Annotated in this window: 14 protein-coding genes and 1 riboswitch; of the genes, 2 read left to right on the top strand and 12 right to left on the bottom strand. The window is 37.8% G+C overall.

Annotated elements, in window-relative coordinates:
* Positions 1-2: 2 nt before the first annotated feature.
* The 12 genes from BFJ97_RS14440 to BFJ97_RS14495 form a co-directional block, all read right to left on the bottom strand.
* Positions 3-899: a response regulator gene (locus BFJ97_RS14440; protein WP_068985356.1), complete on the bottom strand. Its 897-nt coding sequence runs from the start codon at positions 897-899 to the stop codon at positions 3-5.
* Positions 900-2000: 1101 nt separating this feature from the next.
* Complete coding sequence (locus BFJ97_RS14445; RefSeq protein ID WP_068985357.1) at positions 2001-2837, bottom strand: MetQ/NlpA family ABC transporter substrate-binding protein; 837 nt, start codon at positions 2835-2837, stop codon at positions 2001-2003.
* A 67-nt stretch (positions 2838-2904) separates the two neighbouring features.
* Positions 2905-3573, bottom strand: a complete 669-nt coding sequence (locus tag BFJ97_RS14450; protein ID WP_068985358.1) for a methionine ABC transporter permease — start codon at positions 3571-3573, stop codon at positions 2905-2907.
* Positions 3563-4591: a methionine ABC transporter ATP-binding protein gene (locus BFJ97_RS14455; RefSeq protein WP_068985359.1), complete on the bottom strand. Its 1029-nt coding sequence runs from the start codon at positions 4589-4591 to the stop codon at positions 3563-3565. The genes BFJ97_RS14450 and BFJ97_RS14455 overlap by 11 nt, the downstream gene beginning before the upstream one ends.
* Before the next feature lie 171 nt (positions 4592-4762).
* Positions 4763-4866: riboswitch (SAM riboswitch) on the bottom strand.
* A 53-nt stretch (positions 4867-4919) separates the two neighbouring features.
* On the bottom strand, positions 4920-5231 hold the full coding sequence (locus tag BFJ97_RS14460; protein ID WP_068985360.1) for a thioredoxin family protein: 312 nt from the start codon (positions 5229-5231) through the stop codon (positions 4920-4922).
* A gap of 14 nt (positions 5232-5245) precedes the next feature.
* Positions 5246-5587 (bottom strand): hypothetical protein, encoded by a 342-nt coding sequence (locus tag BFJ97_RS14465; protein WP_068985361.1) that lies wholly within the window; start codon positions 5585-5587, stop codon positions 5246-5248.
* A 184-nt stretch (positions 5588-5771) separates the two neighbouring features.
* Positions 5772-6152 (bottom strand): glycine cleavage system protein GcvH, encoded by a 381-nt coding sequence (gcvH, locus tag BFJ97_RS14470; protein WP_068985362.1) that lies wholly within the window; start codon positions 6150-6152, stop codon positions 5772-5774.
* 82 nt (positions 6153-6234) lie between these two features.
* Complete coding sequence (locus BFJ97_RS14475; protein WP_068985363.1) at positions 6235-6591, bottom strand: arsenate reductase family protein; 357 nt, start codon at positions 6589-6591, stop codon at positions 6235-6237.
* A gap of 333 nt (positions 6592-6924) precedes the next feature.
* Complete coding sequence (locus BFJ97_RS24745) at positions 6925-7062, bottom strand: hypothetical protein (RefSeq protein ID WP_175401758.1); 138 nt, start codon at positions 7060-7062, stop codon at positions 6925-6927.
* Positions 7063-7177: 115 nt separating this feature from the next.
* Positions 7178-8962 (bottom strand): acyl-CoA dehydrogenase family protein, encoded by a 1785-nt coding sequence (locus BFJ97_RS14485; protein ID WP_068985365.1) that lies wholly within the window; start codon positions 8960-8962, stop codon positions 7178-7180.
* Positions 8963-9099: 137 nt separating this feature from the next.
* Positions 9100-10272, bottom strand: coding sequence for an acetyl-CoA C-acetyltransferase (locus BFJ97_RS14490; protein ID WP_068985366.1), 1173 nt, complete (start codon positions 10270-10272; stop codon positions 9100-9102).
* A 53-nt stretch (positions 10273-10325) separates the two neighbouring features.
* Positions 10326-12710, bottom strand: a complete 2385-nt coding sequence (locus BFJ97_RS14495; protein ID WP_068985367.1) for a 3-hydroxyacyl-CoA dehydrogenase/enoyl-CoA hydratase family protein — start codon at positions 12708-12710, stop codon at positions 10326-10328.
* A 386-nt stretch (positions 12711-13096) separates the two neighbouring features.
* Between BFJ97_RS14495 and BFJ97_RS14500 the strand changes: the two genes are divergently transcribed.
* Together BFJ97_RS14500 and BFJ97_RS14505 are read left to right on the top strand one after the other, a co-directional pair.
* Positions 13097-13450, top strand: coding sequence for a thioredoxin family protein (locus tag BFJ97_RS14500; RefSeq protein ID WP_263297577.1), 354 nt, complete (start codon positions 13097-13099; stop codon positions 13448-13450).
* 59 nt (positions 13451-13509) lie between these two features.
* Positions 13510-14013: a C39 family peptidase gene (locus tag BFJ97_RS14505; protein ID WP_068985369.1), complete on the top strand. Its 504-nt coding sequence runs from the start codon at positions 13510-13512 to the stop codon at positions 14011-14013.
* The last annotated feature ends 141 nt before the right edge of the window (positions 14014-14154 follow it).

Below are 14154 nucleotides of genomic sequence, written 5' to 3' on the forward strand. Positions count from 1 at the left end.
AATCATAACCTCGCAAATGTTCTTTTTAATTGTGCTTGAAATAAATTTAAATCAAATGGCTTAATTAAATACTCATCAACGCCACTTTCATATGCGTAAATCATATCTGACTGAGATTTTCTATTTGTCATCATATAAATAATAAATTTCTTTTGATTAGCCATTTGCCTTAATGTATGCAAAACATTAAGGCCATTTTTACGAGGTAAAATATCATTCATAATGACGATATGCGTATGTCCAGATAAATACCAATCTGACTGTAAAAATTCGTATCCATCTGAAAAAACTTTTGTTTCCAATTGAAAGTGATCTACTATCATTTTTTGAACTGTCAATTCTAATACTTCTCTAAAAATAGCATTTTCCTCTAAAATACTGACTTTCACTCTTTTAATTGGCTGTGCCTTATAGCTCGTCACGATTTCGATTTCCCAAGGTTCCGATAGTTGACTTAAAACTTCAAACTGTTTATCTATTAAATCTTCAAACATTACTTGATCATTTTTAATCTCTACAATGATTCCTTGCAATGTAAAAGCTGAATCGATTTTAGTAGGGAAGTTCTCATTTTTTACGAGTTGAAAAATTCGATTTAAAAACGCTTTTCCCTCCTCCTCACCATTTTGTGGTAGCAAAATTCCCCATCGTAAACTTCCCTCTAACTTAAAAAGCATATCGGTGTTCCGAACTTCGGATACAAAAAAATGAGCAATTTGTTCTTCTAATTTTTCAATCACATTAATTTGATGGGAATCAGCCACAGTTGCCTTTAAAAAAATTACTGTCATTTCCATATGTGAACGAATAACATTTGCCTTTAATACATCAAAAAGTGGTATAATATCACTTTCTTTCAAAATTTTTACATTTTGTGTAGCTTTAATTAAAGTGTCCATCCTATACTCCTCTTACATTTTTTTAATATGGTATTTGATTGTTCTGTAAAACTATCATGATCAATAGATAGTTTTCATAGTTTCATACGATTTTCTTATTTTTAAGTTCACTTATTGAAGTGCGGGAATCCATTACTGTAAAATTAAATAGAATATATTCCACAAAAAATTGATGATTACTAATACAATATCCGCTATAACAAATTTGTATAGACTCAATCATCTAATCCACCCTAAAATAAACTTAGTTTTATCAAATGAGTATAACTGCTTCTAGAACTTTCTACATAGAGGTACAAGCATTCTGTAGCTGACGCTTTGCTTTCGCAGCAAAACATCTACTGAAGGAAGATAAAAAATAGTTAACGGTCACACGAATATATACAAGATATTTTTCCTTAGTAATATGTGCTTCTTGGAGATAAAGATAAAGGTAGGATATTGCTTTTTACTCGATTTCGTTATGTGCTTTTTCAACGTTTTACAGTATATCATATTAGAATCCTTTTTTAAGGATATCAGTTCAAACTAAACAAATTCTAAACAAATCAAAAATTCAATCAAAATACCATAGGATAGAATGAAAAAATTTGCTACTTTCTCCACATAAGCTGAAGAAGTTTTACAGATTATTAGCTCATCACCATAACGTGTGGTTAATTTTCGTTCTGACTGGGCGTCCAGTCTTCACTCCAATCAACCTATAAACATGGCGTCTTAACAAATGTCATCCACAACTTTTGGTGATGAGCCTGATTATTTCCTTTTATGACAATGAACAAATAAAGGAAAAATGCCTGTTTATTGCTGATTACAAGACAACTTTATCTCGGTTAATTAAATAGCCGATAAGATATTTATGGTCGCATTTCAATCCAACTTTCAAGATGGTGGATGGCTCAATCCCTCTCTATTTTTACAAAAAAATGAGGCTGGGACAGAACTAGATTATTTCGAAAAATAGCGAAATCAGATATTAACTTTTCGCTTCAATGAGTAGAGTGTTCCTTCCTAAATCAAAAAAAATGTTAGACCAATGCAATCGGTCTAACATTTTTTCTTTTTGTCCCAGCCTCATTTCATCCACTGAATGAGGATAAATTATTTAACTGGAACCACCGCGCCTCCCCACTTTTTAACGATGAAGTCTTGGATTTCTTTAGATGTTAATACTTCTACTAATTTTTTAATTTCTGGTTTTGTTTCATCACCAGCGCGTACTGTAATAATGTTGACATATGGAGACTCTTTATCTTCAAGAGAAATAGAATCTTCCATTGGATTTAGACCGTTGTCGATTGCGTAGTTAGAATTGATAAGAACTGCATCACCTTCATTATTTTCATACATTTGTACAAGCATTTCAGGAGCTGTATTTGCATCAAATTTGAACTTTTTAGGGTTTTCTTCGATATCTTTAAGCTCAGCAGATGTTTTATCTACCCCATCCTTTAGTTTAATTAAGCCCTTAGCTTCTAATAATGAAAGCATGCGCCCGTGGTCTGCAACAGAGTTAGAAAGTAAAATTGTTGCACCCTCTGGTAGATCATCAAGAGATTTATACTTTTTAGAGTAGATACCGATTGGCTCGATATGAATACCACCAGCGTTTACAAAATCATATCCTTTATCTTTAATTTCCTTCTCTAAATAAGGGATATGTTGGAAGTAGTTTGCATCAATTTCTTTACCTTCTAAATCTTGGTTTGGCAATACATAGTCTTGATATGTTTCAATTTCAAGATCGATGCCTTGTTTAGCTAAGATTGGTTTTGCTTGTTCTAGAATAACCGCGTGAGGTACATTTGAAGCACCTACTTTTAATGTTACATTTTCTTTACTGTCTGTTCCGTTTGTATCTTCTTTTTTACCAGCACCACAAGCAGCTAAAGCTAGTACCAGTACTGATAAGAATAATCCTGCTAATAATTTCTTCATTTTATTACACTCCTTTAATCTTGTTTAAATATGTTAGTGGTATAAAACCAAAATAACCCTGTAATTTTTAGCGTTTATCGGTTTTCGTTGTAATCATATCGCCAATCCATTGAATGATAAATACAACTACTAAGATCAAAATAGTCGCCATTAATGTCACATCTTCATGATTACGTTGGAAACCGTCTAAGAAAGCTAAATTCCCCAGACCGCCTGCACCGATAATACCTGCCATCGCAGTATAACCAACAAGTGCTACGGCAGTAACTGTTATACCTGAAATAAGTGCTGGTAACGATTCTGGAATTAATACTTTCCAAATAATTGTTGACGTTTTAGCCCCCATTGAACGAGCTGCTTCAATAACACCCTTATCGATTTCACGTAATGCAATTAATACCATTCGTGCATAGAATGGTGCAGCACCAATAATTAATGCTGGTAAAGCTGCGTTCGCTCCGCGAATTGTGCCAAGTAAAAATTTCGTAAATGGAATTAACAAAATAATTAATACAATAAATGGAATAGAACGAAAAATATTAACAATCGAATTTGTCAAAAAATTCACAATTTTATTTGCCCATAGTTGGGTTGGACTTGTTAAAAATAGTAAGATCCCAATTGCTAAGCCAAGTATAAATGTGATAACTGTAGAGATCGTTGTCATGTACAGTGTTTGATACGTAGCTTCCCACATTTTTTCCCAGTCGACATTCGGAAAGAGACTAGTTAGCATTTGCAATCACCTCCGTTTGTACTTCGACTGTATTTAAGTAGTTAAGTGCATCCGCAACATTATCCTTTGAGCCGTTTATTTGCACAATAAGTGTACCGTACGCACCATTTTTCGTTTGCGAAATATTACCATGTACAATGCTTACTTCCACATCAAACTGTTTCACAAGATGTGAAATGACAGGCTGCTCTGTTTTTTCTCCTACAAAGATCAGCTTTACAAGTTGTCCAGTAGGGTAATTTGCTTTAATTTGAGCCACAGTTTCCTGTGTTTCTTTCGTATCTGTAATTTGAGAAACGAATTTTTTCGTAATGGTAGCTTGCGGTGCTTGGAATACTTGTAATACCTCACCACGTTCTACAATTTCTCCGGCTTCCATAACCGCTACACGATGACAAATTTTGCGAATAACGTGCATTTCATGTGTAATTAATACGATCGTTAGACCTAATCGTTCATTAATATCGACAAGTAGATCAAGGATAGCATCTGTTGTCTCCGGATCGAGTGCAGATGTTGCCTCATCGCATAATAATACCTCTGGGTTATTAGCAAGCGCGCGAGCAATACCTACACGTTGCTTTTGTCCCCCGGATAGCTGTGATGGATACGCCTTAGCACGCCCCCCCAAACCAACAAGTGTGATCAATTCATTCACTCGTGCTTCACGTTGTGCCTTTGGAACACCTGCGATTTCTAGTGGGAAAGCGATATTTTCCTCAACAGTTCTTGACCAAAGTAAATTAAAATGCTGGAAAATCATACTTACCTTTTGTCTAGCATCTCTGAGCTTTTGCCCCTTTATAGATGAAAATTCTTGATTGTTAACCGTCACAGTACCAGTTGTAGGCTTTTCTAAACCGTTTAATAAGCGAATCATCGTACTTTTACCAGCGCCACTATAGCCGATAATGCCAAAAATTTCACCTTTATTAATAGAAAGATTGACGTCTTTGACTGCAGTTAATTCGCCATTCGCGGTTTTGTATTTTTTTGTAATATTCTGAAGTTGAATCATAGCGAATTCTCCTTTTCTCATATCAATTATGCCCCGGCATAATAGCGTCGTCCGCCGAAAGCATTGAGCCAACGTGATGTTGGTCACTCAGTCGTGTGTTGAAAGTAGTTAAAAAGACCCCTTCACTTATAGACAAGTAGAAGGGGTCACGTAATTATACGCTAAACCGTTCTCTCATCTTTCAAAGATAAATCTTTGAGTGATTTGGCACCTTTTCACTTTGTGATGGTTGCCGGGCTTCATAGGGCACTTCCCTCCGCCACTCTTTATAAGAGTTCGATATATTTATATTTTTTAGTATATTCGTACTTTATCACGCTATCAAAGTTCAGTCAATTGATTTTTTTAACAATTCGTATAAAAATGGTACGGATTGAAACGCATATACCTTTTCTGTTACTTTTCCGCCATCACAGACGAGTAAACATGGTACACTTTCGATTTTATTATCAAAAGCTATGTGCTCTATAAAATTAATATTCGCTTTACCAACCTGTAGCTGTGGCAGCAATTGCTCGACAATCGTCATCATTTTCGATGCAACTGCACACGTTCCACACATAGGCGTATATAAATAAAAGGCAGCCTTTTCACCGGACTGTACAGCCGTATCCCACTGCTCTTTTGACCATTCTTCCATTTTTTCACGCAACCTTACAAAATATATTCATTATGGATTGAGAAGTGTGCACGCAGCAATATCATCGCTAACACCTTTCTCGGAGTTGTCTCAACTTCCTTATATGTCGGCATCGTACGTAAATGCTCAGCCTCTGGATAATGTCTGTCCATTAATGCCCGTAGCTTATCACCCGATGTATCTGCATCAAAAAATGTATATAGCTCACAGCCCTCATATGGATCGAGTAACTCTTCTAATTGATGCACACCAATTGTACCATTCGTACAAAGTATTATAACATCCTCACTTAAAATAGGTTTAATTTGAAGTTTATCCGAACGCCCTTCGACAATTAAGCATTTTCCCTCGAACATCACGCCACCCCCATTAGACATATCCCTTATAGCTCATTATATCCATTATACTCTGTCGGTGATCATATAAGACACCCATTGATAAGGGACTACAACGGCTTTCGTCTCCCCAACTAAAGTGGGAAATGATCAAAGATAATAAAAAACGCCGGTGATTTCCGACGTTTTTTTATTAGGGCTTGTCTTATTCAGCAATCATTTCTTCGTATTGCTCAGCTGTCATAAGCTTTTCAACTTCTGATGCATCAGCAGGCTCTACAACGATCATCCATGCTTTTTCATATGGTGATTCATTAACGAATTCTGGGCTATCTTCTAAATCTGCATTTACTTCAACTACTGTACCTGAGATTGGTGCGTATAATTCAGAAACTGTTTTTACAGATTCTACACTACCGAATGGATCATCTGTTTTAATTTCGTCGCCAACTTGTGGAAGCTCAACGAAAACGATATCTCCAAGTTCAGATTGTGCGAAGTGAGAAATACCGATACGTACTTTACCATCTTCTAATTTTACCCATTCATGCTCTTCAGAGTAACGTAAGTCTTTTGGTGTGCTCATGCAATAAACCCCTCCATAAAATATGTAGTATATTCACTTTCAGTTTGCCATACTTCACCTATAAAAACAAGGATAAATAGGGTTATTTCCAAGCTTGCTCAAAATCTGATTCTTTAAACCCTAAAGTAACTTTTTTCCCGTCTGTTACCATCGGACGTTTAATCAGCATACCATCTGAAGCAAGCAGTTCAAGTTGCTCTTCTTCAGTCATGTCAGCAAGCTTATCCTTTAAGCCAAGCTCACGATATTTCATACCAGAAGTATTGAAAAATTTCTTTAATGGCAGTCCACTTTCTTGCCATAAACTTGTTAATTCGTCCTTTGTAGGCGGTTGCTCGACAATATGTACCTCTTCGAATGAAATCTCATTGTCTTTTAACCATTTTTGAGCTTTTTTACAAGTTGTACATTTTGGATAATGAATAAATTGAATCGTCATTTAAAGGCTCCTCTACAATCATTTTTAGGAACTACATTTTCAGTGTATCCCTCATTTTCTGTAGTATACCATCATAACCGTTACGAACCAAAATGAAACTCATCCTGCCAAAGCGTGGGGTTGATTTCCGTTCCGGCTGGGCGCTTTGTAGCTGCCGCTTTGCTTTCGCTACAGAAAACATTTGTTGCTGCCGCTTTGCTTTCGCTACAGAAAACATTTGTTGCTGACGCTTTGCTTTCGCGCAGACGAAACCCTTTTGCTATAAAACAAATGTCAGAGGATGCATGCTATGCGTATTATTTGAATGAGAGTGAAGACTGCGCAACAAAGGATTCACACACAGTTTGTGTATGAATCCTTTTTTTGCTCTTTTGCAGGTGGATGTCGATAAAACTCATAAGTTGGGTGATAAATCGTGAAAGTTGGTCGATAAAAACCATCACGTCCTGTGATAACGCCTGTGACCAACATCGGTAAAGCGCCCAGCCTGGAACGGAAATCACCCCCTCAATTTGCAAGAGCTATACTTTTATTCTCAACAAAAAACCTGGCTATCACATGTCGGATAGCCAGGTTAAGTCTGTTATTAAACTACGTATTTTTCAGCTTCAATTAATTTAACAGAAGCTTCGCGTTTCTTCGCGATTAAGTTGTACGGATTGTTGCGCGTTAACTTACGTAGCGCAGACAATGTCATGCGTGCAGCGTCGCCGTCTGCTGAAGCAAGAATCGTATCTTTTGCTTCTTTTTCAATTTCTGCAAATGCTTCTTGGCAGAAGATTTGAGTGTAAAGTAATTTTTGATGCGCTTTTTCAACTCCGTCACGAGCAATCGCTTTTTCTGTACGTAATACAGCTGATTCCATAGCGAATAGTTGGTTTGCGATATTTGCAATATTCACCAATACTTCTTGCTCTTGATCAAGCTTTGCGCCGTAGCGTTGTGCTGCTAAACCTGATGCTAATACAGCAATTTTCTTCGCATTTTTCACAAGATACTTTTCTTGTGCTAGCGGCTCTGTGCCAACATCCTCAGGCATAAGCATGAGAAGCTCCTGTTGTAAATTTTGAGCGACTTGTAGTAATGGCAATTCACCTTTTAATGCCTTTTTCATAAATGTTCCTGGTACGATCATGCGGTTAATTTCATTTGTTCCTTCAAAAATACGATTAATACGAGAGTCACGATAAATGCGTTCCACTTCATACTCAGCCATAAAGCCGTAACCACCGTGTAATTGAACCGCTTCATCAGCAATGTAATCTAAAGTCTCAGAACCAAATACTTTCGCAATAGAACATTCAATAGCATACTCAGCAATTGCACTAGCAATAACTTTTCCTTGCTTTTGCTCATCTGGGCTTAGCTGGCTTAAACGATCCTCAAATAAACCTACAGTACGATAATTTAATGACTCAGACGCATATAATTGTGAAGCCATTGTCGATAATTTTTCTTTTGTTAGATTGAAATCAGACAGCTTCGTTTTAAACTGCTGACGTTGGTTTGTATATTGAATAGCAAGCTCTAATGCACGCTTCGAACCACCAATCGTTCCAACACCTAATTTATAGCGACCGATATTTAAAATATTAAAAGCAATAACGTGTCCGCGACCTACTTCACCTAAAAGGTTTTCTACAGGTACTTCTGCATCTTCAAGGATTAATGTACGTGTCGATGAAGATTTGATCCCCATTTTTTTCTCTTCTGCGCCAACTGAAACGCCATTGAAGGCACGATCAACGATAAATGCCGTGAATTTATCGCCATCAATTTTTGCATAAACGACAAATACATCTGCAAAGCCTGCATTTGTAATCCATTGCTTATCACCATTTAAAATATAATGTGTACCTGCATCATTTAACTTCGCAGTTGTTTTTGCACCTAATGCATCAGAACCTGAACCTGGCTCTGTTAATGCGTAGGCAGCAATTAATTCACCTGACGCAAGCTTCGGTAAATACTTTTTCTTTTGATCTTCATTTCCAAAAAGTACGATTGGTAAAGAACCAATACCTACGTGTGCACCGTGTGTAATAGAGAAGCCACCAGCAACAGACATTTTTTCTGCGATTAATGCAGAAGAAACTTTGTCTAAGCCTAGACCCTCATATTCTTCAGGTACATCTGCACTTAGTAAGCCGAGCTCACCTGCGCTTTTTAGTAGACGAACTGAATGCTCAAATTCATGGTTTTCTAATTTTTCAACGACTGGTAACACTTCATTTGCAACATACTCTTCTGTTGTTTTAGCAATCATCTTATGCTCATCTGTGAAATCTTCTGGTGTAAATACACGATTTAATTCCACATCTTCAATAATAAATCCGCCGCCTTTAATGAAATCCGTTGTTTTTTCTGTCATTCTAAATTCCTCCCTATGCATCTATTGTTAATGGTTTTTTTTCCCGATATATAGAAAAGCTTGAAGCACCTTGTCCGGAGGCAACCAGAAACGCCGCACTCCAAGCTTATCTAGCGAAAATAAAGAAGTTAAAGAAGTTAAAGAATTTCAAATACTCCTGCAGCACCCATACCGCCGCCAATACACATTGTCACGACACCATATTTTTTACCTTGGCGCTTCAATTCATGAATAAGCTTTAATGTTAAAATGGCTCCTGTTGCACCAAGTGGGTGACCAACGGCAATTGCTCCACCATTGACATTTACTTTATTTTGGTCAATGCCTAAATGACGTACGACCTGTAAGGACTGTGACGCAAATGCTTCGTTAATTTCCCATAAGTCAATATCATCTATTGATAAACCTGCAATTTCAAGTGCTTTTGGTACTGCCACGATTGGACCAATACCCATTACCTCAGGAGGTACGCCACCAACTGCAAACCCTAAAAACTTAGCCATTGGTGTAAGCCCTTGCTTTTCAGCTTCCTCACGATCCATCACAAGTACTGCTGCTGCACCATCAGAAGTTTGAGAGGCATTACCAGCTGTAACACTTCCCTGTACATGGAAGGCTGGACGAAGCTTCGCTAAACCTTCTACAGATGTCCCTGGACGTACACCTTCATCCATGCTAAAAGTGAATTTTTTCACTTGTGGTTTGTTGTTATCATCTACATAATGCTGTTCCACTTCGATAGGTACAATTTCATCATTGAATTTACCTTCTTTAATCGCTTTTTCTGCAAGCTCATGTGAACGAACAGCAAATGCATCCTGATCTTCTCGGCTTACATTGTACTGACGTGCCACTTCCTCAGCCGTATGCCCCATCCCCATATAATATTGCGGAGCAGTTTCTGCTAAAGTTGGATTTAAGCGAGGTGTATTACCGACCATTGGCACCATACTCATCGACTCGACGCCACCCGCAAGAATCGCCTTAGAATGTCCTAGCATTACACGCTCTGCTGCAAAAGCAATTGCTTGTAAACCCGATGAACAGAATCTATTAATTGTCAGCGCTGGTGTTGTATCTGGTAACCCGGCAAGCGCTCCTATATTACGTGCTACGTTCATGCCCTGCTCAGCTTCTGGCATTGCACATCCTAAAATTAAATCGTCAATCGGACCTTCATAGCCCGCTCTTTTTAATGTTTCTTTGACAACGACCGCTCCAAAATCATCTGGTCTAACTGTTGCTAAAGAACCCTTTTTTGCTTTTCCAATAGGAGTTCGTGCTCCTGCTACAATAACGGCTTCACGCATCGTATTAATCCCCCTTTGTTTCATGTGCAAGTATGGTTGATTTCGTCTTGAAATTAGTTACGCAGTGGTTTTCCTTTTAGAAGCATGTGTTGCATTCTTTGTTGAGATAAAGGATCTGCAACTAAGCTTAGGAACGCCTCACGCTCAAGGTTTAATAGGTATTGTTCATCTACTAATGTGCCATATGGAACTTTACCACCAGCAATGACATACGCTAATTTTTTAGCGATTTTTAAATCGTGTTCACTAATATAGCCTGATTCAAACATTCCTTGCGCACCGATTAGTAGCGTACCGTAGCCTGATGCACCGACTACAGGAACTTTCGTAGGTACAGGTGCTTGATAGCCTGCCTCATAAAGCGCTAGTGCAGCTTGTTTTGCATCATATAGTTGGTGATCTGGGTTAACAGAAATCCCATCAGCAAAGTTTAAGTAGTTATTTTCACGTGCTTCTTCGCCAGATGTCGAAACTTTTGCCATCGCAACTGCTTCAAATACTTTATTCGCAATATGTTGATAGTCTACCTCAACACCATTTGGTAGCCCTTTAAGGAACTTTTGGTATAGTGCCTTATTACCGCCGCCGCCAGGAATTAATCCTACGCCAACTTCTACTAAGCCCATATATGTTTCCATTGTTGCTTGAATATGTGCAGCTGGTAAGCAAACCTCTGCTCCACCACCAAGTGTCATAGCAAAAGGTGCTGCCACAACAGGCTTGCGAGAGTATTTAATCTTTTGCATCGCATCTTGGAATGCTTTAATAACGAAATCTAGCTCAAAAATATTATCATCCTGTGCTTCTACTAAAATCATTCCTAGATTCGCACCAACACAGAAGTTTTTCCCTTGGTTACCGATGACTAAGCCTTTATAGTTAGCTTCTACTTCATCGATCGCAAAGTTAATCATTTGAATAATGTCTAAGCCTATTGCATTTGATTGAGAGTGGAATTCAAGTAATGCAATTCCGTCACCTAAATCTATTAAACTAGCACCTGTATTTGATTTAATAACGCCATGTTTTTTCTTATAGCGTTTTAAGTTAATTTCCTTTTCATTAACTGGCACTTTAACGTATTCAGAGCCATTATAAAATGCTAGGTCACCGTCAATTTCCGAATAGAAAGTTTCAAAGCCGCTTGCTAACATATCTTTGACAAATGCCGGCACCTCACGACCCTCAGCCTCCATTTTGGCTACGGACTCTTTCACGCCAATTGCATCCCATAGTTCAAACGGACCTTGCTGCCAGCCGAAGCCCCATTTCATGGCATTGTCAATTGCAACAATATCATCAGCAATTTCACCGTGTAGCTGCGCCGAGTAAATCAACGTTGGAGCGAATATCCCCCATAGTAACTCTCCTGTACGATCCTTAGCATATGTTAATGCTTTCACTTTATTTGCTAACCCACGAGTTTGTTTTGCCATTTCGATAGATGGTGTTTTTAATTTTTTCACTGGGCTATACGTTAATGTGCTTGGATCAATTTCAAGTATTTCCTTACCTTGCTTTATGAAGAACCCTTGACCAGATTTTGCTCCTAGCCAACCGTTTGTGACCATATTCTGTAGGAATTCTGGTACTGCAAATACTTGCTGCTCTTCACCTGTCGTTTGATCATAGACGTTTTTCGCTACGTGGATAAATGTATCTAACCCAACTACATCTAGCGTTCGGAAGGTAGCAGATTTGGGACGCCCGATTAATGGACCCGTTACAGAATCCACCTCACCAACTGAATAACCACCTTTCATCATTTCTTGTAAAGTGATGAGTAAACCGTACGTTCCAATTCGGTTGGCAATGAAGTTCGGTGTATCCTTAGCAAGTACGACACCTTTCCCAAGGACATCTTCGCCAAATGTTTTCATAAAGCTTACAACCTCTGGCGCTGTTGTGTTCGCTGGAATGACCTCCAGTAATTTCAAGTAGCGAGGTGGGTTGAAAAAGTGAGTTCCTAGGAAATGCTTTTTAAAATCTTCGGAACGCCCTTCTGCCATTGCATTTATGCTTATGCCAGATGTGTTTGAACTAAGAATTGTGCCAGGTTTACGTACTGCATCAATTTTTTCATATAGACTTTGTTTAATCGCTAAATTTTCAACGACAACTTCAATGATCCAATCTACATCTTTTAATTTCTCTAAATCGTCCTCAAAGTTACCAACCGTTAGTAGTGATAAATTTTTCTTAGAAGTAAGTGGTGCTGGCTTTTGCTTTAATAACTTTTGAAGAGCCCCGTTTACAATACGATTTCTTACCGCAGGATGCTCTAAAGAAAGACCCTTTGCTTCTTCCTCTTTTATTAATTCCTTCGGTGCAATGTCTAATAATAATGTTGGAATACCGATGTTTGCTAAATGTGCTGCAATCCCAGAACCCATTACTCCAGAACCTAGAACAGCCGCTTTTTTAATGTTATAAGTCACAAGCAATTCCCCCTTATTCTCCCATTGAATGAATAGCCATTCATTTTTTGTCCAAAAAAATATCAAGTTTACCTTAGTGTATTTTCGTCCAGATTTTGCATTGATCTAGTTCAATTCAAGTTTAACGCGCTAGCGCCTTCTGTGACATACGACTAAGGCTTATTTTCGTTCAGCTACCATTTTTATATCAGAGGTAAATATTTTCCGCTGAATGAAAATAAAACTACTTTTTCTGATTTTAGTGTAGATTATTTTGTTTAATTTAGCAATCTTTTTTCATCATTATTTTTTGCAATATACAACTTTTTTTGTTTTTTACGAGCGAAAACAAAACAATAAGTAGATAACAACCATACCAAACAGAAAACTTTCAGGTTGCGCAAAAAATGTGTAGAATGGAAAGCAAGGAGAGTGAAACACTAATGAAAACAATTACAACTGCTGAACAATTTAATGAACTAATTTCTGGTGACAAAAAGGTTCTTGTGAAATTTTACGCTGGCTGGTGCCCAGATTGCACACGCATGGATATGTTCATCGATCCAATTATCGAAGAGTACAGCCAATATGACTGGCACGAACTTAATCGCGATGAGCTTCCAGAAATTGCGGACAAATATGATGTAATGGGTATTCCAAGCCTATTAATTTTCCAAAACGGTGAAAAATTAGCGCACTTACATAGCGCCAATGCTAAATCACCTCAGCAAGTTATTGAGTTCTTATCTGCACAACAATAATTAAAAAAAGAGCTGCATTTCTTGTTGAAATGCAGCTCTTTTTTAGAAAGGAAATTTTGATGCGCAAACAATTATCACTGCTCGGAAAATCACAATATGATGCATCGATTTCGCCAAACTATCGTAATTCTGCCTGTGGACCTACAACTGTACACGTAGTCTTAAACTATTTAGAAGATCAAGCTCCTTCGGTAAATGAACTTTATAAACTTCTTGGCGGCACAAAAATCGGGTTATTTAAATGGCGTCTAATTCGCAATCTTCGCCGGCTTCGTCCAACATGGGATATTCGTGATTGTACATTAAAGGAGGCAATGCAGGAAATCGATGCAGGCCGCCCTGTCGCCATACGCTTTGACAGATATTTCAGCCTAAAATGGCGCGATAAAAAATCTGCCTTCGCCTATCATTGGGTACCTCTTATTGGCTATGAAATACGAAATGATGAGCTATTGTTAATATTCCATGATAATGGTGGCCGTGATCGTGAAAGTAAAATTCGAACGGCTCCTTTTAAAGATAATGAAAAAGTATTGAGCTTCGTGAAAATTACACCGAACTAAGTGAGAGCGTGCCTGCAATGTCTAGACACGCTCTTCTTATAATTCAACGCTTATTTACTTTTCTCAAGAATATCCTTTAGAACTTGTGCAAAAATATCTGTTGTTCTATACATTTGGTGATAAGCCAAAAAAAGCAGAGCA

This window comes from Lysinibacillus xylanilyticus (assembly GCF_001708185.1).
GTDB classification, from domain to species: Bacteria; Bacillota; Bacilli; order Bacillales_A; family Planococcaceae; genus Lysinibacillus; species Lysinibacillus xylanilyticus_A.

Bases quoted from the DNA above. Each gene is read 5' to 3' on its own strand.
- BFJ97_RS14445 (WP_068985357.1), bottom strand. From the start codon at position 2,837: ATGAAGAAATTATTAGCAGGATTATTCTTATCAGTACTGGTACTAGCT.
- BFJ97_RS14490 (WP_068985366.1), bottom strand. From the start codon at position 10,272: ATGCGTGAAGCCGTTATTGTAGCAGGAGCACGAACTCCTATTGGAAAA.
- BFJ97_RS14440 (WP_068985356.1), bottom strand. From the start codon at position 899: ATGGACACTTTAATTAAAGCTACACAAAATGTAAAAATTTTGAAAGAA.
- BFJ97_RS14460 (WP_068985360.1), bottom strand. From the start codon at position 5,231: ATGGAAGAATGGTCAAAAGAGCAGTGGGATACGGCTGTACAGTCCGGT.
- BFJ97_RS24745 (WP_175401758.1), bottom strand. From the start codon at position 7,062: ATGTTGGTCACAGGCGTTATCACAGGACGTGATGGTTTTTATCGACCA.
- BFJ97_RS14475 (WP_068985363.1), bottom strand. From the start codon at position 6,591: ATGACGATTCAATTTATTCATTATCCAAAATGTACAACTTGTAAAAAA.
- gcvH (WP_068985362.1), bottom strand. From the start codon at position 6,152: ATGAGCACACCAAAAGACTTACGTTACTCTGAAGAGCATGAATGGGTA.
- BFJ97_RS14485 (WP_068985365.1), bottom strand. From the start codon at position 8,962: ATGACAGAAAAAACAACGGATTTCATTAAAGGCGGCGGATTTATTATT.
- BFJ97_RS14465 (WP_068985361.1), bottom strand. From the start codon at position 5,587: ATGTTCGAGGGAAAATGCTTAATTGTCGAAGGGCGTTCGGATAAACTT.
- BFJ97_RS14455 (WP_068985359.1), bottom strand. From the start codon at position 4,591: ATGATTCAACTTCAGAATATTACAAAAAAATACAAAACCGCGAATGGC.
- BFJ97_RS14450 (WP_068985358.1), bottom strand. From the start codon at position 3,573: ATGCTAACTAGTCTCTTTCCGAATGTCGACTGGGAAAAAATGTGGGAA.
- BFJ97_RS14500 (WP_263297577.1), top strand. From the start codon at position 13,097: ATGTGTAGAATGGAAAGCAAGGAGAGTGAAACACTAATGAAAACAATT.
- BFJ97_RS14505 (WP_068985369.1), top strand. From the start codon at position 13,510: ATGCGCAAACAATTATCACTGCTCGGAAAATCACAATATGATGCATCG.